This window comes from Azospirillum isscasi, from assembly GCF_030849505.1.
In the GTDB taxonomy this organism is placed as follows: domain Bacteria; phylum Pseudomonadota; class Alphaproteobacteria; order Azospirillales; family Azospirillaceae; genus Azospirillum; species Azospirillum isscasi.
The window spans coordinates 28,515-51,719 of the sequence record NZ_JAUJFI010000018.1 but is presented as its reverse complement, the minus strand read 5'-3'; the positions used below and the strand labels follow the sequence as shown (position 1 = coordinate 51,719).

The window sequence follows — 23,205 nt, the reverse complement described above, 5'->3', positions numbered from 1 at the left end:
GTCCGGCGCCGTGGCGGCGCCCGCCCGGACGATCCAGCCGGCGCCGGAGGCGATGTCCTGGATGCGGCGGGCCAGCTCGGCGCGCTCCGGGCCGCTGCCCAGCCGCTTCGACACCGCCACGTCGCGCCCCAGCGGCGCGTGCACCAGGAAGCGGCCCGGCAGGGTGATGTCCATGGTCAGGGACGGTCCCTTGGCGCCGGTGGCATCGGCCTTCACCTGCACCAGCACGCTCTGGCCGGTGCGCAGCAGGTTGCCGATCCGCTCGCCCTTGGCCTTCGGACGCCCCTTCGGCCCGCGGGCGTCCAGGGCGGACAGAAGGCCCGACTTGCCGGTGCCGAGATCGACGAAGGCGCCGTCCAGCCCCGTCGCGATCCGCTCCACCCGGCCCAGGAACACATGGCCCAGCAGGGACGGGCGCGCCGCATGATCGATGTAGAGGTCGGTCAGCCGCCCGCCGGTCAGCACGGCGGCCCGCGTCAGCGGACCGTCGCGGTCGATCAGAATTTCCGTTCCGGCACCTGCCGAAAGGCCGCTCACGGGAGCGGGAACCCCACGCCGCGCAGCAGAGCCGCCACTTCGAACAGGGGCAGGCCGACCACGTTGCTGTAGGAGCCGCCGATCCAGCGGACATGGGCCGCCGCCCGGCCCTGGATCGCATAGCCGCCGGCCTTGCCCTGCCACTCGCCGGAGGCGAGGTAGGAGGCCGTCTCCTCGTGGGACAGCGACTTGAAGGTCACATCGGTGCGCACCAGCCGTTCCGACCGGCGCGGCGCCTCCCCCTCCCCCACGGGCGAAAGCAGCACGACGCCGCCGAACACCCGGTGCCGCCGCCCGGACAACAGGCCAAGGCAGGCGCGGGCCTGCTTCTCCTCCTCCGCCTTGGGCAGGATGCGGCGGCCGCAGGCGACGACCGTGTCGGCGGCCAGCACGAAGGCGCCGGGATGGCGCGCCGCCACGGCGGCGGCCTTCTCGCCGGCCAGACGCAGCGCGTGCTGGGGCGGAAGCTCCCGCGGCAGGGGCGATTCGTCGATGTCTGCGGGATCGACCGCGTCGGGCACCACGCCGATCTGGCGCAACAGGTCGAGCCGGCGGGGCGAGGCGGACGCCAGCACGAGCCGGGGGGTGGGTTCGGTGCTCATAACGCGGGGAGGATGGCCGGCGGCGGGAACCGGTTCAACGGAGGAAACCGGTTCAATCACTTGAACCGGAACGTGATCCGGCCCTTGGTCAGGTCGTAGGGCGTCATCTCGACGTTGACGCGGTCACCGGCCAGCACGCGGATGCGGTTCTTGCGCATCTTGCCGGAGGTGTGCGCCAGCACTTCATGCTCGTTGTCGAGCTTCACACGGAACATCGCGTTCGGCAGCAGCTCGACGACGGTCCCGGAAAACTCGATCAGATCTTCCTTTGCCATAGCCCCTTAAGTCCGTAACAGTTTCGAGGCAATAACTGACCTCCCAAAGCCGCCCGGTCAAGGGGGATTCCACCGGAGGCGGTGAACCGCCGGCGCGGGGGTTGGCCAATGCCTTCCAGATGGAACGGAACCACCCGGCGGTTCAGCCGAGCGGGTTTCCGTCGCCGTTCTCATACTCCGCCGCGCCGTCCGCGTCCATGCCCGGCGTGCTGCCGAGCGTCGCGGATTGGAAAGAACTGAGCGGCGACGGGCCGCCGTCCAGCCGGACGCGGGGTTCCGCGGCCTGCGCGATGCGCTCGAACATCTCTTTCTGGTCGGTGTCCATGCGGCGCGTCAGCCGCGCGACGGTCTCCGACGCCGTCAGCGCCCGGCCCGACGCCCGGTCGTAGAACAGGCCCTGGTTGCTCCGCGCCGCCGCGGGCAAAAGCTCCGCCGCGGCGGCCCGCGGCGACGACTCGGCGGCGCGGAGCAGCTTGGCCGCCCCGCCCACGCCCAGCACATAGGCGATGCGGCTTTCCGTTTCCGACACCGGACGCTTCAACCGGTCCTCCAACCGGCTGCGCCCCTCGGACAGGTAGCGCGCGGCCATGCCGGCGGACAGGTCCACATCGTGGCGCAGCGCCAGGATCTGGCGGCGCACCGCCGGGTCCTTGACGGAGGGGATGCCGTTGCGGCTCTGGATCGCGCTCGCCAGTTCCCCCTGGCCATAGGCGGAACCATGGCGGCGGAACAGATCCAGCCAAGTGCGCTCCAAAAACTGGAACGGCCCGGCGGCGGAGCTGGAGCGGTTGCGGGCCGCCGGGTCCAGCCCGCTTTCCTGGGTCGCCTGGGCGAGGATGGCGGTGAAGCTGTGGCCCGACAGCCCGGCGACCTGCTGCGCCGCCAGCACCACCTGCCCGGCGGCGGGATTGCTCGCCAGAGCGGCACCGATGGCTGTCGATGGGGTGGAAGCCAGCGCGGTGGCGTCGGGCTTGCGGGTGGGAAAAGGCACGCGCGTCCCGTCGGCAAGCTGGATGGGCGCCTCCGGCTTCGTCCCCGGCAGGGGCGGCGGCTTCTGCCCGTTGGCCAGCCGCCCGCGGGGGAGCGGCTGGAATTCGGCGAGCGCGCTTTGGAACGACCCGCCCGACGCGGCGCCGGCGGAGGGCAGCGGCGCGGGGACATCCGGCTTGCGCTCGGGAATCGGGGCGAGTGGGGGCAGCGCGACCTTCATGAAACACCGGAACCATCATACCGGAACCGCCACGGCGGAACCCATCGCCGCAACATTAGCACGGAGCCGTTAATTTTACTTAATCATTGGCCGGGATCAACCAAGGATGATCGATCGCCCGGCGCACCGGCCAACCGGAAGGGTGCGGCGTCCACCACGGTCCGGCGCCCATTTCCGTTCCAATGGTCGACGGCGGCCAGAAGGCGGCTTTTTTCCAGCGGCTTGGCCAGATGATCGTCCATGCCGGCCTGCCGGCAGCGCTCCACCTCCACCGCCAGCACCCCCGCCGACAGCGCCAGGATCGGAATGCTGCCCAGCGGGCCGGGCAGCGCCCGGATGCGCCGCGTCGCCTCCAGCCCGTCCATCACCGGCATCTGCACGTCCATCAGGACGAGGTCGTAGGCGCGCTCCTGCACCGCGGCCAGGGCGGCGGCGCCGTCCGGCACCGCGTCCACATGATGGCCGGCCCGCGTCAGCATGGTGATGACCAGATCGCGGTTCATCACCAGATCCTCGGCCAGCAGGATGCGCGCGCCGCGGCTGGACGGTTCATGGGCATGCAGCGGCCCGCCGTCGAGATCGTCCAGTTCCGGGGCGCTGGCGGGTTGCAGCGGCAGGCTGAACCAGAAGGTGCTGCCGACGCCGGCGCGGCTTTCCACACCGATCTCGCCGCCCATCAGCTCCACCAGACGGCGGCAGATCGCCAGCCCCAGCCCCGTGCCGCCGCGCCCGCGGTCCAACTGGCTGAAACGCTGGAACAGCTCGCGCTGGCGGTCCTCGGGCACGCCGATGCCGGTGTCGCTGACGGTGAAGGTGTAGCGGCGCGCCCCGCCCTCGTCGCCCATGGCCTTGACGGTCAGGCGGACGCTGCCGGTGTCGGTGAACTTCACCGCGTTGCCCAGCAGATTCAGCAGGATCTGGCGCACCCGGTCGGGATCGCCCAGCACATAGCCCCGTGCCGCCGCGGAGACGGAGGTCTGCATCTCCAGCCCCTTCTGCTCGGCGGTCAGCCGCACGATGGCCTGGCAGCGGTCGGCCAGATCGTCCAGCCGGAAGGGCACGCACACCAGATCCAGCTTGCCCGCCTCCAGCTTCGACAGGTCCAGCACGTCGTTGATGACGGTCAGCAGGGAGCGCCCGGCCTCACGCACCTGGGAGGCGTAGCGGCGCTGCTCCGCCGTCAGAGGCGTCTCCAGGAGCATTTCCGCGAATCCGATCACGCCGTTCATGGGCGTGCGGATCTCATGGCTCATGGTCGCCAGGAAGTCCTCCTTGGCGCGGCTGCCGGCGCGGGCCTCCTCCATGGCGGCGCGCAACTCGTGCTCGCGCCGTTTCAGGCGGCCCGACATGTCGTTGAAGGCGTTCGCCACCAGCCGGATCTCGTCCGGGGCGCCGCGGGCCTCCACCACCGTGCCGACGTCGCCGGCACCGATCCGGGTCGCCGCCTGGCTGAGAACGCGCATCCAGCGCAGGACCGAGGCGTGCAGCAGCGACCAGAGCGCCGCCACGCTGAGCAGCCCGACGATGCCGAGCAGGACCAGACCGCGCATCAGGTCGCGCTGGGCGTCGGCCACGATCGGCCCGGTCGGCATGCCCACGGCGAAGACGGTGTCGGTTTCCGCGGAACGGCGGAAGGCCCAGATGCGGGTGCGCCCGTCGGCGCTTTCGCTTTCGAACGCGCCGCTGCCTTCGGTCAGCATACGCTTGATGTACGGGAACTCCACAAGGCTGCGCCCGACCCAGCCTTCCGGATCGGGCTGGCGCGCGATCAGCACCCCGTGGCGGTCCAGCACCAGGATGCGCGCGTCGTCCTGCTTCGTCACCTTCACCAGATCGGTCAGCCAGGCCAGATCGATGGCCACGCCCAGGACCCGTTCGATCTCGCCGTTCACCAGCACCGGCTGGACCGCCAGGATCAACGGCTTCCCCGACCGCTTGCCGATCACCACGTCGCTCAGCACGAAGGATCTGGTGTCCAGCGCCCGCTGGAAATACTCACGCTCGCGCAGGCTGATGCCGGAACCGGGGCCGGTCGTGTCGCAAATGATCAGGCCGTTCGGGTCGGTCACCCAGACGCCGGTGGTCCAGCGGTGCTGCCGCGGCATCGGTGCCAGCGTGGCGACGCAGGCATCGGTGTTGGCGTGGCTGGAATCGCGGACCGCCGGCACCAGGGCGAGCACGCTCAGCAGGTTCCGGGCCTCCCCGATCAGGTCGCGCTGGCGCTCCACCCCGTCCTCGGTCAGATGGCGCGCGAGTTCGCGGGCGCTGTCCAGGCGCTGGTCGAGCTGCTGCTCGAAGAAGTACAGCGCCCCGGCCAAGGGCAGGGCAAGGGACGCCAGGACGACGCCCATCAGGCGCAGGCGGAGACTCCGCAAGCCGGCGGCACGGAACAAACGGGACGGCAAACCGGCGGACATCAGGCGGAGGACCCTCTCAAGGATCGCAGGAGTCTATTGAGGCGAATGCGCTCGCCTCGATGATACATCTCAACTTTACCTCAACCCAGCCTTGAAAAAGGCTTCGCGGAAGTTCGCCGTCAAACCGTCGGGCCGCGGGACAGCGGAAAGCGCTCCCTGATCTTGCCCAGCAGCCCGTCGCGCACCTTGCGGTACGCCTCCAGCATGGCTTCGCGGTTGCCGTCGACCAGGGTGGGGTCGAAGGTGTTCCAGAACTCCACGTCGCAGGCCATGGTGCGCGTCATCTCGATGGCGCGGTGCTGCGCCTCCGGCGACAGCGACACGATCAGGTCGAAGTTCGTGTCCTCCAGATCCTCGAAGCTGCGGCAACGGTGGCGGGACAGGTCGATTCCCATCTCCTCCATCACCACCACGGCGAAGGGATCGACCTCGTCCCCCTCGCGCACGCCGACCGAGTCGACGTAGACGCGCGTGCCATGGAAATGCCGCATGATCGCCGCCGCCATCGGCGAGCGGATCATGTTGTAGGTGCAGGCGAACAACACGCTCGTCACGGGGAGCGGTTGCAGCACCGGGGCCATGCGCCGCCCGACCCCGTCAGCCGCGGATATGAAGGACGCAGATCAGCGTGAACAGCCGCCGCGCCGTCTGGAGATCCATTTCCACCTTCCCGGCCAGCCGTTCGCGCAGCATCTCCGATCCTTCGTTGTGCAGGCCGCGGCGTCCCATGTCGATCGCCTCGATCTGCGAGGGCGTGGAGCGCTTGATGGCCTGATAGTAGCTTTCGCAGATCAGGAAATAGTCCCGGACGATGGACCGGAAGCCGGTCACCGGCAGGGTGATCTTGTCCAGCCCGCTGTCGTCGTCGCGCCGGACGTCGAAGACCAGCCGGTTGTCCTCGATGGACAGGTGCAGGTGATAGGGGCCGCAGTCCGCGTGGTCGCAGGGAAAGAACTCGTTGTCTTCGAGCAGGTCGAAGATGGCAACCGCGCGCTCATGCTCCACCTCCGGCTTGCGCCGGATCACGGTCTTTTCGTCGAGCGTCACATGGACGATACGGCGGTTGCCTTTCGCGCTCACCCCTGACCTCCTCCCGGCAGGCGCAGCGCCACCGACAGCGCATGCGCGTCCAGACCTTCCGACCGCGCCAGCGTCACCGCCGCCGGCCCGATCGCCTTCACGCTGTCCGCATCGCAGGCGACGAAGGTCGTCCGCTTCATGAAATCCAGCACGTTCAGGCCGGACGAGAAGCGCGCGGAGCGCGCCGTCGGCAGGACGTGATTCGGACCGGCGACGTAATCGCCGATGGCCTCCGGCGTGTGGCGGCCGAGGAAGATGGCCCCGGCGTTGCGGACCTTCGCGGCCAGCGCGTCGGGGTCCTCCACCGCCAGTTCCAGATGCTCCGGCGCCAAGCGGTCGATCAGGGCCGGCGAGTCGGCCATCAGGTCGCGCACCACGACGATGGCGCCGTGCTCCCGCCAGCTTTCCCCGGCGATGGCGGCGCGGGGCAGCGTCTCCAGATGCGTGTCCACCGCCTTGGCCACCGCGTCGCCGAAGGCCGCGTCGTCGGTGATCAGGATCGACTGGGCCGACGTGTCGTGCTCCGCCTGGGACAGCAGGTCCATGGCGATCCAGGCCGGGTCGTTGCGGTTGTCGGCGACCACCAGGATCTCCGACGGGCCGGCGATGCTGTCGATGCCGACGGTGCCGTAGACCAGCCGCTTGGCGGCGGCGACGAAGGCGTTGCCGGGGCCGACGATCTTGTCCACCGGGGCGATGGTCGCCGTGCCGTAGGCCAGCGCCGCCACGGCCTGGGCGCCGCCGATGCGGTAGATCTCGGTGATGCCGCAGCGCTTGGCGGCGGCCAGCACCAGCGGGTTGATCGCCCCGTCCGGAGTCGGCACCACCATGACGATGCGCTCCACCCCCGCCACCTTGGCCGGCAGCGCGTTCATCAGGACGGAGCTGGGGTAGGACGCCGTGCCGCCCGGCACATAGAGGCCGGCGGCCCCGACCGCCGTCCAGCGGGCGCCCAGCCGCACGCCCTGGGCGTCGCGGTAGTCGGTCGTCTCCGGCACCTGGAGCCGGTGGAAGCTCTCGATGCGCTCCGCCGCGGTGTCGAGCGCCCGCAGCAACTCGTCGCTGCACTTGCCAACCGCCGCGTCCACCTCCTCCTGGGAGATGCGCAGGGTGGCGGGGGTCAGCGTCTGGCGGTCCCAGCGGGCGGTGTAGTCGATCAGCGCCGCGTCGCCGCGCTTGCGCACCTCGTCGATGACGCCGGCGACCAGGGCCTGCACGTCCTCGCTGGTCTCGCGCTTGGCGTGCAGAAGCCCCTCGAAGCCTTCGGCGAAGCGGGGGTCCTGGGCATCAAGCCTGACGGGCATTCACAGCCTCCCGGAAGCGGTCGATCCAGCCGGAGATTTCCTCGGGCCGCGTCTTGAAGGCGGCCCGGTTGACGATGAGGCGGGAGGTGACGTCGGCGATGTGCTCGATCTCCACCAGCCCGTTCGCCTTTAGCGTCGAGCCGGTGGACACCAGATCGACGATGCGGCGGCACAGGCCGAGGGTGGGGGCAAGTTCCATCGCGCCGTTCAGTTTCACGCACTCCGCCTGCACCCCGCGCGCCGCGAAATGCTTCCTGGTGACCTCCGGGTATTTGGTCGCGACGCGCACGTGGCTCCAACGCGACGGATCGTCGCTCTCCCCCAGTTCGACGGGCTCGGCGACCGACAGGCGGCACTTGCCGATGCCGAGATCGAGCGGCGCGTAGATTTCCGGATAGTCGAATTCCATCAGCACGTCGTTGCCGGCCACGCCCAGATGGGCGGCGCCGAAGGCGACGAAGGTCGCCACGTCGAAGGACCGGACGCGGATGATGCTGAGATTCGGGACGTTGGTCGCAAAGCGCAGGAGCCGGCTGTCCTCGTTGTCGAACTCCGCTTCCGGCACGATGCCGGCGTGGGTGAGCAACGGGCGCAGCTCCTTCAGGATGCGTCCCTTGGGCAGGGCCAGAACCAGCGGCTGACCGGCCGGCGCATGGGATGGCGCATCGGTCGGTGTGCCGGGCGCCGGCGCGCCAAGAGCACGGGTATCGGCGGACAAAGAACTCTCCTCGGGCTGAACCGCTGCCCGGATATACCACATTCCGCGCCGCCGTCACGGTCTTAGGAGGCATAGTGCGGCGCAGGGCCGCTTTGCCGGGTGGAGACGCCCTCCGCGGCCCCCACCCCGGCCCTCCCCCGCTGCGCGCGGGAGGGGGACATTCGCGAAGCGGCGGCAATCCCCTTCCCTGCGTTGGCGGGAGGGTCAGGGTGGCGGCCGGGCCGACACCGCAGCGCCCCCGCGGAGCAAAAACAAATCTACATTGTTATATACGTCTTTTCACAAACTCTCATTCATTTTCCGCCTTGACCGAATGCCCAGCGACATTGTAGATAAATTCCCGGACGCCCAAGGGGGGCGCCCCGCGGCAATTTGATCGTCAGCTTGCGCCGCGTCACCAAACGCTAAAGCGCCACGATACCGGTCGTGGAACTCTGGAAGGAGTGACCGGAATGACCATGATGCCTCCCCCCTCCCCCGCCGACCGGACCGGCACCGCGATGGGCCTGTGTTGCCGAATGCGCAGCACCTCGTGTCGCCGCTGACCCCAGCGCGCCGACTCACATCCAGCCCAGCACCCGATCCGATCCGCACCGTTCCCGCGCGCCGAAGCGCCGCGGGCCGAGGGAGAACACCGTCATGAGCAGCTCCAGCGCCTACGCCATCGAAGTCCAGGGCCGGTCCGCCGGCATCGTCGTCGCCGGTCAGGGCGGCTTCACCTTCTTCGTGTCCGATTGGTCCTTCAAGGACCTCGACCGCAAGATCTTCCGCAACGTCGGACAGGCCGAGCGCGCCGCCCATCAACTGGCAGCCCGGCGCACCGGCGTGCGGCGGCGTTGACGCGCCCGCATTTCACACCGGTCCATCGCCCGATTCCGATATTCCACACCGCCCACATAAGGACCCGTTCCGTGAAAGCCTTTCTGACGTCTACTTTCACTGCCGCCTTCGCCGCCGCCCTTCTCACCTTCGCCACCGGCGCCGACGCCGCGTCGCTGAAGCTCGGCGTGTCCGCCGGCCCCTATGGCGAGATCCTGGAATACACGGCGAAGATCGCCGCCAAGGAGGGTTTGAAGGCGGAGGTGATCGAGTTCACCGACTGGAACATGCCCAACGCGGCGCTCCAGTCCGGCGACATCGACGCCAACAACTTCCAGCACCAGCCCTTCCTGGACAACCAGATCAAGCAGCGCGGCTACGACATCGTGCCGGTCGCCAAGAGCATCGTGGTGCCCATGGGCATCTACGGCAAGAAGGTCCAGTCGCTGGCCGACCTGAAGGAGGGAGCCAGCGTCTCCATCCCCAACGACCCGACCAACGGCGCCCGCGCGCTGTTCCTGCTGGCCAAGGCCGGGGTGATCGGGCTGAAGGACGGGGCGGGCCTGAACACCGGCATCGCCGACATCGCCGCCAACCCGAAGAAGATCAAGCTGGTGGAGCTGGACGCGGCGCAGCTTCCGCGCTCGCTGGACGACGTGGACGCCTCGGTCATCACCCTGAACTACGCGGTCCTGGCCGGGCTGAGCCCCAAGACCGCACTGGTTCTGGAGGATGACCAGTCGAAGTGGCACCTCGTCTGGGCCGTCCGCAAGGACCGCGCCGAGGACCCGGCGATCAAGCGCTTCATCGAGCTGTACCGCTCCGCCGAGGTGCGGGACTTCATCAACACCCGCTTCAACGGCACCATCATCCCGACCTGGTGACCGCAATCTATCCCTCCCCTCTCCCGCCCCGGGAGAGGGTGGCCCGAAGGGCCGGGTGAGGGTGCTGCCGAGGATCAGTGCACCGATCCGTGGCGGCACCCTCACCCTTCCCTCTCCCGGGGCGGGAAAGGGGAAAACAATGGCCAGAAAAACATTTCTTTTTCAGGAAGTTCCGTCCATGACCGGCCCCTCCCGCGGCACCGCCTCGATCTTCGACCGCGACCTCGCCCCCGATCCCGCGAATCACGTCCCGCTCAGCCCGCTCAGCTTCCTGAAGCGCGCCGCGAAGGTCTATCCGGACAAGCCGGCCATCCGCCATGGCCGCCGGACCATCACCTACGCGCAATTCCTGGACCGGGTGCGGCGCTTCGCCGGGGCTCTGCTCCGGGCCGGGGTGGGCCGCGGCGACACCGTATCGGTGCTGGCGCCCAACGTCCCGGCCCTGCTGGAGGCGCATTACGCGGTGCCGCTGGCCGGCGCGGTCCTGAACGCGCTGAACACCCGGCTGGACGCCGCGGCCATCGCCTTCATCCTGGAGCACAGCGAAACCAGCCTGCTGATCGTGGACCGCGAGCTGTCGCCGGTCGCCAAGGCCGCTCTGAGCCAGACGGGGCGCCCCATCACGCTGGTGGAGATCGCCGACGAACTGGTGCCGGACGCCCCCTCGCTGGGTGCGGTGGAGTATGAGGACTTCCTCGCCGCCGCCGAACCCGCCCCCTGGCACGGGCCGGACGACGAATGGCAGGCCATCGCCCTGAACTACACCAGCGGCACCACCGGCAACCCCAAGGGCGTCGTCTATCACCACCGCGGCGCCTATCTGAACGCGCTGGGCAACGCCTTCACCCTGAACGTCCGGCCCGAGAGCGTCTTCCTGTGGACGCTGCCGATGTTCCACTGCAACGGCTGGACCTACAGCTGGGCGGTGACCGCCGCGGGCGGCACCCATGTCTGCCTGCGCCGGGTGGAGCCGGCGGCCATCTTCGACGCCATCGCCGACCTCGGCGTCACCCACCTGTGCGGCGCGCCGATCGTGCTGAACATGCTGATCCACGCCCCGGCGGCGGTGCGGCGGCGCGCGCCCCGCCCGGTGATCGTGGGGACCGGCGGGGCGGCCCCGCCCTCCGCCGTCCTGGCCGGCATGGCGGCGCTGGGTTTCGAGGTGGTGCACATGTACGGGCTGACCGAATGCTACGGCCCGGCCACCGTCTGCGCCCCGCAGCCGGAATGGGACGCGCTGGATTCCGACGGGCTGGCCGTCCAGTTCGCGCGGCAGGGGGTGAACCACGTCGCGGTGGAGGACGCCGCGGTCCTCGACCGCGAGACCGGCCGGCCGGTCCCCGCCGACGCCCAGACCATCGGCGAGGTCGCGCTGCGCGGCAACACGGTGATGAAGGGCTATCTGAAGAACCCCGCGGCGACGCGGGAGGCGCTGAAGGACGGCTGGTTCCGCACCGGGGATCTGGGCGTGCTGCACCCCGACGGCTATATCGAGGTGAAGGACCGCAGCAAGGACATCATCATATCCGGCGGCGAGAACATCTCGTCCCTGGAGGTGGAGGAGGCGTTGTACCGGCACCCCGCCGTTCTGGAGGCCGCCGTGGTCGCCCGCCCCGACGACCGTTGGGGCGAGAGCCCCTGCGCCTTCGTGACGGTGAAGCCCGGCGCGGAGCGCCCGTCTGAGGCCGACATAATTCAATGGTGCCGGGACCGCATTGCGCACTACAAGGTGCCGCGTACCGTTGTGTTCAGCGACCTGCCGAAGACATCGACCGGCAAAATCCAAAAGACCGTCCTGCGCGACGCCGCCCGCGAGCTGGGAGAGCGTCGGGAGGCCCAGAGCGTATGATAACCTTCGAACAGCTTCAGAAAACCTACCCCTCCCGCGGAACCGGCACGCCGGTGCAGGCGCTCGCCGACATCGACCTGACCATCGGGCGCGGCGAGATCTACGGCATCATCGGGCGTTCGGGCGCCGGCAAGTCCACGCTGCTGCGCACCGTGAACCTGCTGGAGAAGCCGACCTCGGGCCGCGTGCTGGTGGACGGGGTGGACGTCACCGCCCTGTCGGCCCGCGAGCTGCGCGAGGCGCGGCACAGCATCGGCATGATCTTCCAGCACTTCAACCTGCTGTCCTCGCGCACGGTGTTCGACAACGTCGCCCTGCCGCTGGAGCTGGCCGGGGTGACGAAGGCGCAGATCCGCGAGACGGTGGAGCCGCTGCTCGATCTCGTCGGCCTCACCGACAAGCGCGACCGCTATCCGGCGGAGCTGTCGGGCGGGCAGAAGCAGCGCGTCGGCATCGCCCGCGCGCTGGCCAGCAAGCCCAAGGTGCTTCTGTCGGACGAGGCGACCTCCGCCCTGGACCCGGAGACGACGACCCAGATCCTCCACCTGCTGGCCGACATCAACAAGCGGCTGGGGCTGACCATCGTCCTGATCACCCACGAGATCGCCGTCATCAAGGAGATCTGCCACAAGGTGGCGGTGATGGAGAACGGGCGCATCATCGAGCAGGGGCCGGTCTTCGACGTCTTCGCCCACCCGAAGCACGAGACGACGAAGACCTTCGTCGATCCGGTGATCAACCGCGGCATTCCGGACAGCCTGCGCGCCCGCCTGTCGCCGACGCCGGTGGCGGGGTCGAACATCGTGCTGCGCATCACCTTCACGGGCGAGCGCGCGACCTCCCCGGTGATCAGCGCGATCAGCCGCAAGCTGAACCTGGACCTGAACATCTGGCACGGCCAGATCGACGAGATCCAGGGCGCGCCTTTCGGAACGCTGGTGGTGGAGGCCATCGGCAACCCGCAGTCCATCGAGGCGGCCATCAGCCTCCTGAACGTCAACAAGCTCGGTGTCGAGGTGCTTGGTCATGCTGTCCCCGGAAATCTACGCGCTGCTGTTTAAGGCGCTTCTCGACACGCTCTACATGGTGGCGGTGTCGGGCCTTCTGGGCACGGCGCTGGGCCTTCCGCTGGGCGTGCTCCTGGCCGTCACGGGCCGGGGGGAGCTGCTGCAGAACCTCACCTTCAACCGGATCGCCGGCGTGCTGGTGAACATGACGCGCTCCACCCCCTTCATCATCCTGGTGGTGGCGATCATTCCCTTCACCCGGCTGATCGCCGGCACCTCCATCGGCACCGCCGCGGCCATCGTGCCGCTGACGGTCGCCGCCGTGCCCTTCATCGCCCGCATCGTCGAGGGCGCCGTGCGCGAGGTGGACCGCGGCCTGATCGAGGCGGCGCAGTCCATGGGCGCCACGCCCTTCCAGATCATCCGCAAGGTCCTGCTGCCGGAGGCGATGCCGGCCATCGCGCTGGGCCTGACGCTGTCGGTGGTCAGCCTGATCGGCTATTCGGCGATGGTCGGGGCGGTCGGCGGCGGCGGTCTGGGCGACCTCGGCATCCGCTACGGCTACCAGCGCTTCCTGCCGGAGGTGATGCTGGCTGTGGTGATCGTGCTGATCGTGCTGGTGCAGATCGTTCAATCGACGGGCGACTGGATCGCCCGCCGCGTCAACAAACGCAACCTGAAGTCCTGAGGAGTTGGAGATGTTCCGTACCCGTGTGCTCGGCGCGGCCTTCGGCCTGGTGGCCGGCATCGCGACCCTGGCGACCGCCTTCGGCGCGTCCGCGGAAGCCCTGAAGATCGGCGTCACCCCCGGCCCGCACGCCCAGATCCTGGAGAAGGTGAAGCCGCTGGCCGCCAAGGAGGGCCTCGACCTGACGGTGCTGGAGTTCTCCGACTACGTCATCCCGAACCAGGCGCTGTCGCAGGGTGACCTCGACGTCAACTCCTTCCAGCACCAGCCCTATCTGGACAACCAGGTGAAGGACCGCGGCTACGCGCTGGTCAGCGTCGCCAAGACGGTGATCTTCCCGATGGGCATCTATTCCAAGACGGTGAAGAGCCTGGACGCGCTGCCGGACGGCGCCAAGGTCTCCATCCCCAACGACCCGACCAACGGCGGCCGCGCCCTGCTGCTGCTCCAGGCCAAGGGGCTGATCAAGGTGAAGGAGGGCGCGGGCCTGAAGGCGTCGCCGCTCGACATCGCCGACAACCCGAAGAAGCTCCAGATCCTGGAACTGGACGCCGCCCAGCTTCCGCGTTCGCTGGACGACGTGGCCGTGGCGGTCATCAACACCAACTACGCGCTGGAATCCGGCCTGGACCCGAACAAGGACGCCATCGCCCGCGAGGCCAGCGAGAGCCCCTACGCCAACATCATCGCCATCCGCAAGGCCGACCAGGACAAGCCCTGGGTCGCCAAGCTGGTGAAGATCTACCAGAGCGACGAGGTGAAGCAGTTCATCCTCGACCGCTTCAAGGGCGCCGTGGTTCCGGCCTGGTAAGCGTTTCCGGTTCCAACGGAAAGGCCCTTCCTCCTGCCGGGGGAAGGGCCTTTTTCTTTGGCGGCGGGGGCGCTGTCTTCGGGACGTTCTGCCCCCACCCCCTCAGTTGACCACCCGCCAGCTTCCGTCCGCCTGACGGCAGGCGGTGCCGTAGCCGGGTTGCGCCACGCCGCCGACCATGATCGTCGTCTGATACTCGCGGCAGAGCTGGCCGTTGCGCGCCACATAGGCCGGGCCGGTCGGGGTGGCGTTGACGACGGGCGCCGGCGGCTCGCTGAAGATCACCGTGGGCGGTGGGGCCGGAACGGGCGCCGGCTGCACATAGACCACCGGCGGCGGGGGCGGCACCACATAGACCGGCGGCGGATAGCCATGGAAATGACGGTGCGGCGGCGGATAGTCCGGATAGACCGGCCCGACGGACAGGAAGACCGACGACCGGGCCTCGGCGGAACCGGGCAGCGCCGCCACCCCCGCCGCCAGCATCAGGCCGAACACCACGCCACCGCAAACCGCACCGACGCGCCCGGACATGGAACGCACTCCCCATCGAATTCAGGTGCAAAATACTCCTAAAGCTTGAGCCCCGCCACACCGTCGAGAATGGCGCCGTCCGACAGGGAGCGCAGATCCACCTTCGCCCCGAACATGCGGGCGTTGGTCAGGTCCGTCTTCGTCAGGTCGCAGCCGGACAGGTTGGCGAAGGACAGGTCGGCGCCCGCGAAGTTCACCTCGCGCAGGCAGGCGCCGCGCAGGTCGGCGTAGCGCAGCCGCGCTCCCGACAGATCGGAATGCATCGACCGCCTCTCGTCGAAATAGAGCGGACGGAGGTTGGCCTTGCGCAGGTCGGCGTTGTTCAGCTTCGCGTTGCGCAGATTGACCCCGCGCAGGTCGCCGCTCACCAGCTTGGCGAGGCGCAGGTCGCCCTTCTCCAGAACCGCGGCCTGGAGCTGCACGCTGGTCAGGTCCAGCCCGTACAGCGTCGCCCCCACCGCCCGCAGCATGGTCAGGCAGGTGTGGGCCAGCGACGGGGCATGCCGCAGGTCGAAGCCCGACAGGTCGAGCGCCGTGCCCTCCGCCCCGCTGGACCCGACCCAACGGATGTGGTCGTGCAGAAGCTCGTCCAGCGGACGCCCGAGTTCGGCGACGACGCGGCCAACCGGGTCGTCGGTCAGGGCATCCTCCATGTCGGCGTCGGTCAGCTCCGTCATGACCATGTTGGCGCCGGTCAGCACCGCGCCGCGCAGGCAGGCGCCGCGGAGATCCGCCCCCGACAGATCCGCACCCTCCAGGTTGGATCCGGTGAAGTTGGCCCCCCGCATGGTGGCGCGCACCAGCTTGCACCCGCGCATCAGCGCGTCGGTGAAGTCGGTGTGGATCGCCATGGCACCGGACAGCCGGGCGTTGGTCAGGTTGGCGCCGGACAGGTCGGCCCCCGACGTTTCGGTCGGCTGGGCCTCCACCTGGATGATGCGCAGACTGCCGTCGCGGTCCTTCTCGGCCAGCGAGCCGTCCCGCAAATCAGCCTCGAACAGGTTGGCGCCGATCAGGATCGCCCCGCGCAGGCAGGCGCCGCGCAGGTCCGTCTTGATGAGGCTGGCGTTCACCAGATTGGCCAGCCGCAGGTCCGTGGCGAACATCGACGCGCAGTCCAGCCGCGCCCCGGCCAGGTTGGCCCCGCGCAGGCTGGCCCCTACGAAGTCGGCGTGGGCGAGGTCGCGCCCCTCCAGGTCCAGCCCGTTCAGGTCGAAAAAGGACAGCGTCGCCCGCGCGCCGCCGATGCGGGCGTTCCGGAACATCTCGTGCCGACGCACCACCGCATCGAGCTGAACCTGATCCAGACGGGTGAGAGGACGCTGCTGCATGGCCGTGTTCGCCTCCGATCACGGTCTCAGGGTACGCGTTGCGGCCTTCACGAATGATTAATGTAACCCTCGATAGGCGTGTCTGCCGGGCCTGCACCACCGGAAGGGGGGCCGGACGGGGGCCGGAACCCGGTTCACGCCGCGGACGGCTGGGTCTGGCGGAAGGGCATGCGCTCCGCCCCCAGGGCGTTCAGCGCGTCGCGGAGCACGTCGGGGGTGACCGGCTTGTGCAGCAGGCGGCAGCCCGCGGCCACCGCCTCGCGGATGCGCTCGGGGGCGGTGTCGCCGGTCAGGATGATGCCGGGGATGGGGCGCCCCTCCTGCTCGGCCGCGCGGGTGACCGTCTCCGCCCCCGTCAGCGGCCCGGGCAGGCGGAAGTCCGACAGGATCACGTCCGGACAGCGCGGCGCCCCGCGCAACGCCTCCAGCGCCGACGGTCCGTCCACGGCCACCAGGACATCGTGCCCCCAGCTCTCCAGAAGGAGCTGCATCCCGGCGCTCTGCACCGGGTCGTCCTCCACGATCAGGATCAGGCGGGCCGGACGATCCTCCGCACGCCCGGTCGACGCGGGCGCCAGCGCCGCATCCGTCCGCGCTTCGCTGGCCGCCAGCGGGACCATGACGGAGAAGACCGACCCCTGGCCCAGACGCGAGCGGACCTCGACCGCGTGGCCCAGCAGGGCCGCCTTGCGGCGCACCTTGGACAGCCCCAGCCCCAGGCCGCGGCGGCGGTCGCGCTCGGGATTGCCCAACTGCACGAAGTCTTCGAAGATGGCGTCCAGATGCTCCGCCGCGATGCCGGAGCCGGTGTCCCACACCTCGATGCGCAGCCACTGGCCGCGCCGCCGGCAGCCGACCACGATACCGCCCGCCGGTGTGTAGGTGATGGCGTTGCGCAGCAGGTCGCCCAGCATCCGGGTCAGCAGCGTGGCGTCCGTCCGCACCATCGCGTCGCACCCGCGCACGCGCAGTTCCAGCCGCTTGTCCGCCGCCAGCCCCCGGAATTCCGACGCCAAACCGCCCAGGACGGAGGCGATGGCCACATTGGCGATGTTCGGGCGGACCACCCCGGCGTCCAGCGTGGCGACCTCCAGCAGCGCGTGCAGCAGCTTCTCCCCGCTGTCCAGCGCCTCCCCCATCTTCTCGGCGATGGACCGTTCGCGCGTGTCCTTCAGCCGCTCCATCAGCAGGTGATGGAACAGGCGCAGCGCCTGGAAGGGTTGGCGCAGGTCGTGGTTGGCCGCCGACAGGAAGCGGGCCTTGGCCTGATTGGCGCGCTCCTTCTCGGACAGGGCGCGGACCAGCTTCTGGTTCAGCGACCGCAGGTCGGCGGTGCGCTCCTCCACGCGCTGCTCCAGCCGGGCGTTGGCGTCGCGCAGGGCGTCGCGGGCCGCCGCCTCGCGCCGCAGGCTGGCCCAGCCGAGCGCACCGAGCCCGAACAGCGCGACGACGCTGACACCGACCATCAGGAAGCCGTGCCGCAACCGGCTGCTCCAGGGCTCCAGGACGATGCTGCGCGGCAGGGCCACCGCCGCCACCGCCGGGAAATCGCGCATCCGCTTCAGGCCGATGACCGCACCCCGTCCATTCACGGACCAGTGGCCGTCGGCGCTCTCCGCCCCGGGTTCCAACACGGGAAGGGGGCCGAGCCCGACGTCGCCGATGCCGGTCAGCCGCGCGCCGTCCAACCGGAACAGGCCGGCGACGCTGTACCGCCCGTCACCGAACACGTCGAGCACGGTGTGCAGACTGGAGGAGGGAAGCGCCAGCAGGACCGCGCCGTCGAGGACGCCCCCGCGCCCCAGGATGCGCCGGACCAGCAGAATGGAATCGACCCCGTCCACCCGCCCGTGCAGAAGCTCCAGGCCGCCCCCCGCACCTTGCAGCACGCTGGAGACGCCGCCGTCCGGGTGGATCGAGGGGCCGAACACGGTCCGGCCGCCGCCGTCCAGGATGGACAGCGCACCGAACCGCGACGCCGCCAGAGCCTCCCCCAGCGCGCTGTCGGCCAGCGTCGCCAGCCCGCCCTCCTCCAGCCGGTCGGCCACCCGCGCCAGCGCGGCGGCGCCGCCGTCCAGCACCGCGTCGGCGTGCCCCTCCAGAAAGGCCGCGGCCTGCCGGGTGCCCTGTTCCGCCCGGTCGAGCGTGTTGACGTAATCGGCCAGCGACAACGCACCCCAGGCCACTCCGCCCAGCAGGGTCATCGCCAGGACGATGGCCGCCAGGATGGCTTTTGGGTGGAAGTTCAGCAGGGCGTTGACCGAAAGCCGGATCATGGGCAGGCGCGTTCTGGTGGGGCGGGGTTGGAGCGTCGCTTCCGGTCCGCCGGATGCACGATACCGCCGGGCACCGGCAGCGCGTGCGCCCGGGGCGTTGGCCGATTTGGGTGGTTCAGAGGCCATGGATCGCAGGTTGCCGGAAAGCAAGCCGCCGATGGGCCGGAAGGACCGGAGAAGCCCCCCCACCAGCCCTGTTCTTCACCAATCTCTTCAGGCTTTCAGCCCCAAAGGAGCGGTGACGGCACGGCAAGGCGAAAGTTTTCATTTAAGCCGCATCCACTTCCATGGCCTTTCGTCGGATGACTTCCGACTATATCCCAGAGATTTACTTAACTTTATTGTTCGGAACCGATGATAGCACGTCATAATTATCGGCGCGACTCGCCATGGCGACTATGACCATGCTCATACCGGACCCATTCTTTGGGTGAATGAGGGCGACATGGTTCGGCCAAGAGTTGAGACGCCGGCAAACGTCGGAAATTGCGCCGATGTCTGGATCACCGGGGCGGCTTGCGCGTTCCTGTGCTGCTTCATGCCGCAACGCGCCCACACGAGGTTCAACCGTGAAGAAGCCGCCGTTCGCTCCGAAGGTTTTCCGCCAGTCCCGCATCCGGGAGGGCCTGCCCTACCCGCTCGGCGCCACTTGGGACGGGCTGGGCGTCAACTTCGCGCTGTTTTCCGCCAACGCCACCAAAGTGGAGCTGTGCCTGTTCGACCAGGACGGGCGCCGCGAGCTGGAGCGGATCGAGCTGCCGGAATACACCGACGAGGTGTGGCACGGCTATCTTCCGGACGCCCGGCCCGGCACCGTCTACGGCTACCGCGTGCACGGCCCGTACGAGCCCAAGGCGGGCCACCGCTTCAACCCGAACAAGCTGCTGCTCGACCCCTACGCCAAGCATCTGGTCGGCCCGCTGCGCTGGTCGGACGCGCATTTCGGCTACCGCGTCGGCTCGCCGCGCGGCGACCTCTCCTTCGACCGGCGCGACAGCGCACCGGGGATGCCGAAATGCGCGGTGATCGATCCGGCCTTCACCTGGGGCCAGGACCGGCACCCGGCGGTCCCCTGGGAACGGTCGATCTTCTACGAGACCCATGTGCGCGGCTACACCATGCGGCACCCGGCGGTGCCCCCGCAGTACCGCGGCACCTTCGCCGGCCTCGCCCAGCAGGAGGTGGTCGAATACATCCGCTCGCTCGGCGTCACGGCGGTGGAGCTTCTGCCGGTCCACGCCTTCGTGGACGACCGCTATCTGCTGGAAAAGGGACTGCGCAACTACTGGGGCTACAACAGCATCTCCTTCTTCGCGCCCGATCCGCGCTATCTGGCCTCCGGCGCGATCCACGAGTTCAAGGAAATGGTCGCCCGCCTTCACGACGCCGGAATCGAGGTGATCCTGGATGTCGTCTACAACCACACCGCCGAAGGCAACGAGATGGGGCCGACGCTGTCCTTCAAGGGCATCGACAACGCCTCCTACTACCGGCTGGCGCCGGACCCGCGCTACTACATCAACGACACCGGCACGGGGAACACGCTGAACCTCGTGCATTCCCGCGTCCTCCAGATGGTCACCGATTCGCTCCGCTATTGGGTGACCGAGATGCATGTGGACGGCTTCCGCTTCGACCTCGCCACCATCCTGGCGCGGGAGACCTACGGCTTCGACCACAGCGGCGGCTTCCTCGACGCCTGCCGGCAGGACCCGGTGCTGTCGCGCGTCAAGCTGATCGCGGAGCCGTGGGATTGCGGCCCCGGCGGCTATCAGGTCGGCGGCTTCCCGCCGGGTTGGGCGGAGTGGAACGACAAGTTCCGCGACACCGTGCGCGCCTACTGGAAGGGCGACGAGGGAAAGCTGCCGGAACTGGCGACCCGCATGGCCGCCTCGGCGGACGTGTTCAACCGGCGGGGGCGCAAGCCCTGGGCCAGCGTCAACTTCGTCACCGCCCATGACGGCTTCACGCTGCACGACCTCGTGTCCTACAACGACAAGCACAACGACGCGAACGGCGAGGACAACCGCGACGGCCATTCCCACAACCTCTCCTGGAACCATGGGGCGGAGGGGCCGACCGACGATCCGGAAATCAACGCCCTGCGCTTCCGCCAGATGCGCAACCTGCTGGCCACGCTGCTGCTCTCCCAGGGCACGCCGATGATCCTGGCCGGCGACGAATTCGCCCGCAGCCAGAACGGCAACAACAACGCCTATTGCCAGGACAACGAGATCAGCTGGATCGACTGGGAGAACGTCGGCGACGAGGGCTGGGCGCTGACCGACTTCGTCCGCCACCTGATCGGCCTGCGGCAGAGCCATCCGCTGCTGCGCCGCGGGCGCTTCTTCACCGGTGCCTACAACCCCGACCTCGACGTGAAGGACGTCACCTGGATCACCCCCGCGGGGGAGGAAAAGACGACCGAGCAGTGGCAGGACCCCATGGCCCGCTGCCTGGGCATGCTGCTGGACGGGCGGGCGCAGGCCACCGGCATCAAGAAGGCGGCGTCCGACGCCACGCTGCTGCTCATCATCAACGCCTACCACGACGTGGTGCCCTTCAAGCTGCCGGAGGTCGCGGGCGGCAGCCGCTGGCTGACGCTGGTTGACACCACGGAGCCGGACCGGCTGGAGGTCGCCACCGCCCGCACCGGCGACGAGATCCCGGTCAACGGGCGGTCCCTGCTGCTGTTCGAGCTGATGCCGGACCGCCGGTCCGAGATCGGGCTGAAGGCCGCCGCGCGGGCCCTGCGCGCCGCCTCCGGGCCGGGCGAGCCCGTGCCGGCCATCGCGCCGGACAGCGGAGGCTCCGGCACCGTTCCCGCCGAGACGGTGCAGCAGCCGGGCGAATGAAGGCCGGGTCGGGACGACGCTAAGGGCGGTGCGGCAGGACGCCGCATCGCCTTTCCCACATTTTGTCTACAATTTTAGGTAAATCGACGATATCAAGACTTCGGACAATCCGCGTCGGGCCATTGCTTGTGTCCGCAACGCCGCAATTCCAGGAGGTTTGGGCATGTGTCATGGCGGCTACATCCGATTCCTGGTCGCGACCGAGGCCGATCCGGCCCTGCGCGCGGCGTTGCGGCGGGCGTCGCGCGGGATGCTGACGCTGGGTGATCTGGTGGATTTCGCCGCCGGCCACGGCTACCGCTTCACCGAAGCGGACATTCCTCTGACCGTGGCCCAACCCACCGGCTGCGGCGCCGAGTGAGGAAGCGGGCGAGGGTCACGGCGGCGGCGGCGTGGTGCTGGAACTGCCGCGGATCGTCAGCATGATGCCGTCGTCGGAGGGGAAGATGTCCTTCTCCGCATCACGCGGAATGGGAATTTTCTGACGCCGGCAGAAAAGCAGGAGGACGCCGAGCGTTTTGCTGGGCATGAAGGCAACGTCGCGCACCTTCGCGGCACCCTGCTGCACCATGACCACGACGCCCCCGTCGGATTTCGGAACGACGGAGGCGATCATTCCCATCGGAAGATCGGTCTGATTCGGCACCTTCTGATACCAGCCGAAGGCTTTCTTGAGGGCCGAGTTCGTGAAGACGAGATGACGGGTTTCGAAAATCATTCCGGACCAGTTTCAGGCCCGGCCGCCCTCCAGTTCCGGGTTCAACCGGAACGTGATCGCACGCCCCAGTTTGGAATCCCGCAGAAGGATCTGCTTGGTTTCCAGCAGCTTGATGGCCCGGTTGACGTTGGGCCGCTGCATGCCGAGCGCATCAGCCAGTTCGGACTGGAGCACCGGCACGGGACGGTCGAAATGGAGCCGCCGGCTCAGGTAGGTGAACACGCGAAGCGCCTCCAGGGTGATGTCCCGATCGGTCGAAACGGTCCTGGAGAGGAGGTCATGATGCTGCATGGCGGCCTCGGAACGCAAGTTGGCTCGGCGTCGCAGTGCGGCTGTGCACGCGCCGGGCGTATAATTTCGCCTGGCGCGCAGGTTACCTCGCATTTGTTGTCCGAATGTGTCGCGCGTGTTTCCAGATTGACATAATGGCGTGTTGCCCGAAGCGCCCCGCCGGAACCCTTTTCCCCGCCCCCCGTTCCCCGGATGCGACACCGTCACGTCAGGGAGAGGGGATCATGCACCGACTCGTGCTGTTGCGGCACGGTCAGAGCGTCTGGAACCGCTCGGATCTGTTCACCGGCTGGACCGACGTCGATCTGACCGAACAGGGGGTGGCCGAGACGCGCCACGCCGCCGGACTGCTGACGCAGGCCGGTTTCGATTTCGACGTGGCCTTCACCTCGGTCCTCAAGCGGGCGATCAAAACACTCGACATCGTTCTGGAGGAGATGGACCGCATGTGGCTGCCGGTGCACAAGCACTGGCGCCTGAACGAGCGCCATTACGGGGATTTGCAGGGGCTGAACAAGACGCAGACGGCGGCCCGCCACGGCGCCGATCAGGTCTTCCTGTGGCGGCGGAGCTGGGACGTCCCGCCCCCGCCCATCGAGCCCGACGACCCGCGTTCCGCGGTGTCGGACCGGCGCTACGCCGGGCTGGGCAAGGCCCACCTGCCGCGCGGCGAGAGCCTGAAGGACACCACGGAGCGGGTGATCCCCTTCTGGGAGGAGGGCATCTGCCCGGCCCTGCGGCTCGGCGCGCGGGTGCTGGTGTCGGCCCACGGCAACAGCCTGCGCGGCCTCGTCAAGCATCTGGACCGGGTGCCCGACCAGGACATCCCGCTGTTCGAAATCCCGACCAGCCGTCCATTGGTCTATGAATTGGGCGCCGACTTCGTTCCCCTGCGCCGCTATTTCCTGACCGAAGGCGGCGGGGCGGAGGAGATCACGTGGCCCCGCCGGGACGGGGGGCGATGAGGATCGGCAGCGCGGTCGCCTGATCGATCCCCAT

23 protein-coding genes are annotated in these 23,205 nt (G+C 68.9%); 9 read left to right on the top strand and 14 right to left on the bottom strand.

Annotated features, from left to right (window positions below; all coding sequences use genetic code 11):
* From QSG27_RS06235 to hisG, 9 genes are all read right to left on the bottom strand, one after another.
* On the bottom strand, positions 1–537 hold a 537-nt coding region (locus tag QSG27_RS06235; RefSeq protein WP_306704287.1), incomplete at its 3' end, for a ribonuclease E/G.
* A complete protein-coding gene (locus QSG27_RS06230) occupies positions 534–1,139 on the bottom strand; it encodes a Maf family protein (RefSeq protein ID WP_306704285.1) in 606 nt (201 codons plus the stop codon). The genes QSG27_RS06230 and QSG27_RS06235, both read right to left, overlap by 4 nt.
* A gap of 56 nt (positions 1,140–1,195) precedes the next feature.
* On the bottom strand, positions 1,196–1,414 hold the full coding sequence (gene infA, locus QSG27_RS06225) for a translation initiation factor IF-1 (protein WP_014198195.1): 219 nt from the start codon (positions 1,412–1,414) through the stop codon (positions 1,196–1,198).
* 142 nt (positions 1,415–1,556) lie between these two features.
* On the bottom strand, positions 1,557–2,624 hold the full coding sequence (locus QSG27_RS06220) for a lysozyme family protein (RefSeq protein WP_306704277.1): 1,068 nt from the start codon (positions 2,622–2,624) through the stop codon (positions 1,557–1,559).
* Between the two features lie 83 nt (positions 2,625–2,707).
* Positions 2,708–4,999, bottom strand: a complete 2,292-nt coding sequence (locus QSG27_RS06215; protein WP_306704275.1) for a hybrid sensor histidine kinase/response regulator — start codon at positions 4,997–4,999, stop codon at positions 2,708–2,710.
* Positions 5,000–5,160: 161 nt separating this feature from the next.
* Entirely contained in the window at positions 5,161–5,622 is a 462-nt protein-coding gene (locus QSG27_RS06210) for an arsenate-mycothiol transferase ArsC (RefSeq protein WP_306704273.1), read from the bottom strand.
* A 16-nt stretch (positions 5,623–5,638) separates the two neighbouring features.
* Positions 5,639–6,121, bottom strand: a complete 483-nt coding sequence (locus tag QSG27_RS06205) for a UPF0262 family protein (RefSeq protein WP_306704271.1) — start codon at positions 6,119–6,121, stop codon at positions 5,639–5,641.
* Positions 6,118–7,425, bottom strand: a complete 1,308-nt coding sequence (hisD, locus tag QSG27_RS06200; RefSeq protein WP_306704269.1) for a histidinol dehydrogenase — start codon at positions 7,423–7,425, stop codon at positions 6,118–6,120. The genes QSG27_RS06205 and hisD overlap by 4 nt, the downstream gene beginning before the upstream one ends.
* The gene (gene hisG / locus QSG27_RS06195) at positions 7,409–8,143 is read right to left on the bottom strand and encodes an ATP phosphoribosyltransferase (RefSeq protein WP_306704267.1); all 735 of its coding nucleotides are present in this window, start codon (positions 8,141–8,143) and stop codon (positions 7,409–7,411) included. The genes hisD and hisG overlap by 17 nt, the downstream gene beginning before the upstream one ends.
* Before the next feature lie 639 nt (positions 8,144–8,782).
* On the opposite strand from hisG, the gene QSG27_RS06190 reads away from it, so the two are divergent.
* The 6 genes from QSG27_RS06190 (at position 8,783) to QSG27_RS06165 (ending at position 14,201) form a co-directional block, all read left to right on the top strand.
* Positions 8,783–8,983, top strand: a complete 201-nt coding sequence (locus tag QSG27_RS06190) for a hypothetical protein (RefSeq protein ID WP_306704265.1) — start codon at positions 8,783–8,785, stop codon at positions 8,981–8,983.
* A gap of 71 nt (positions 8,984–9,054) precedes the next feature.
* A complete protein-coding gene (locus tag QSG27_RS06185; RefSeq protein WP_306704263.1) occupies positions 9,055–9,846 on the top strand; it encodes a MetQ/NlpA family ABC transporter substrate-binding protein in 792 nt (263 codons plus the stop codon).
* A gap of 178 nt (positions 9,847–10,024) precedes the next feature.
* Complete coding sequence (locus QSG27_RS06180; protein ID WP_306704261.1) at positions 10,025–11,695, top strand: acyl-CoA synthetase; 1,671 nt, start codon at positions 10,025–10,027, stop codon at positions 11,693–11,695.
* On the top strand, positions 11,692–12,756 hold the full coding sequence (locus QSG27_RS06175) for a methionine ABC transporter ATP-binding protein (protein ID WP_306704259.1): 1,065 nt from the start codon (positions 11,692–11,694) through the stop codon (positions 12,754–12,756). Before QSG27_RS06180 ends, QSG27_RS06175 begins: the two co-directional genes overlap by 4 nt.
* Positions 12,722–13,390, top strand: coding sequence for a methionine ABC transporter permease (locus tag QSG27_RS06170; protein ID WP_094304189.1), 669 nt, complete (start codon positions 12,722–12,724; stop codon positions 13,388–13,390). The genes QSG27_RS06175 and QSG27_RS06170 overlap by 35 nt, the downstream gene beginning before the upstream one ends.
* Before the next feature lie 10 nt (positions 13,391–13,400).
* Positions 13,401–14,201, top strand: a complete 801-nt coding sequence (locus QSG27_RS06165) for a MetQ/NlpA family ABC transporter substrate-binding protein (protein WP_306704254.1) — start codon at positions 13,401–13,403, stop codon at positions 14,199–14,201.
* Positions 14,202–14,303: 102 nt separating this feature from the next.
* Here QSG27_RS06165 and QSG27_RS06160 read toward each other — a convergent pair whose 3' ends face one another.
* From QSG27_RS06160 to QSG27_RS06150, 3 genes are all read right to left on the bottom strand, one after another.
* The gene (locus QSG27_RS06160) at positions 14,304–14,735 is read right to left on the bottom strand and encodes a hypothetical protein (RefSeq protein ID WP_306704252.1); all 432 of its coding nucleotides are present in this window, start codon (positions 14,733–14,735) and stop codon (positions 14,304–14,306) included.
* A gap of 38 nt (positions 14,736–14,773) precedes the next feature.
* A complete protein-coding gene (locus QSG27_RS06155; protein WP_306704250.1) occupies positions 14,774–16,066 on the bottom strand; it encodes a pentapeptide repeat-containing protein in 1,293 nt (430 codons plus the stop codon).
* Positions 16,067–16,200: 134 nt separating this feature from the next.
* A complete protein-coding gene (locus QSG27_RS06150; RefSeq protein WP_306704249.1) occupies positions 16,201–18,342 on the bottom strand; it encodes a hybrid sensor histidine kinase/response regulator in 2,142 nt (713 codons plus the stop codon).
* Positions 18,343–18,911: 569 nt separating this feature from the next.
* Between QSG27_RS06150 and glgX the strand changes: the two genes are divergently transcribed.
* Both glgX and QSG27_RS06140 read left to right on the top strand, forming a co-directional pair.
* Positions 18,912–21,197 carry a glycogen debranching protein GlgX gene (gene glgX / locus QSG27_RS06145; protein ID WP_306704248.1) on the top strand — a complete coding sequence of 762 codons (2,286 nt, stop codon included), beginning with the start codon at positions 18,912–18,914 and terminating at the stop codon, positions 21,195–21,197.
* Between the two features lie 163 nt (positions 21,198–21,360).
* Positions 21,361–21,558 (top strand): Nif11-like leader peptide family natural product precursor, encoded by a 198-nt coding sequence (locus QSG27_RS06140; protein ID WP_306704247.1) that lies wholly within the window; start codon positions 21,361–21,363, stop codon positions 21,556–21,558.
* Between the two features lie 15 nt (positions 21,559–21,573).
* Here QSG27_RS06140 and QSG27_RS06135 read toward each other — a convergent pair whose 3' ends face one another.
* Together QSG27_RS06135 and QSG27_RS06130 are read right to left on the bottom strand one after the other, a co-directional pair.
* Positions 21,574–21,915, bottom strand: a complete 342-nt coding sequence (locus tag QSG27_RS06135) for a hypothetical protein (protein ID WP_306704246.1) — start codon at positions 21,913–21,915, stop codon at positions 21,574–21,576.
* A gap of 12 nt (positions 21,916–21,927) precedes the next feature.
* Complete coding sequence (locus QSG27_RS06130) at positions 21,928–22,224, bottom strand: cyclic nucleotide-binding domain-containing protein (protein WP_014198175.1); 297 nt, start codon at positions 22,222–22,224, stop codon at positions 21,928–21,930.
* A gap of 206 nt (positions 22,225–22,430) precedes the next feature.
* On the opposite strand from QSG27_RS06130, the gene gpmA reads away from it, so the two are divergent.
* Positions 22,431–23,171 (top strand): 2,3-diphosphoglycerate-dependent phosphoglycerate mutase, encoded by a 741-nt coding sequence (gene gpmA / locus QSG27_RS06125; protein ID WP_306704245.1) that lies wholly within the window; start codon positions 22,431–22,433, stop codon positions 23,169–23,171.
* The last annotated feature ends 34 nt before the right edge of the window (positions 23,172–23,205 follow it).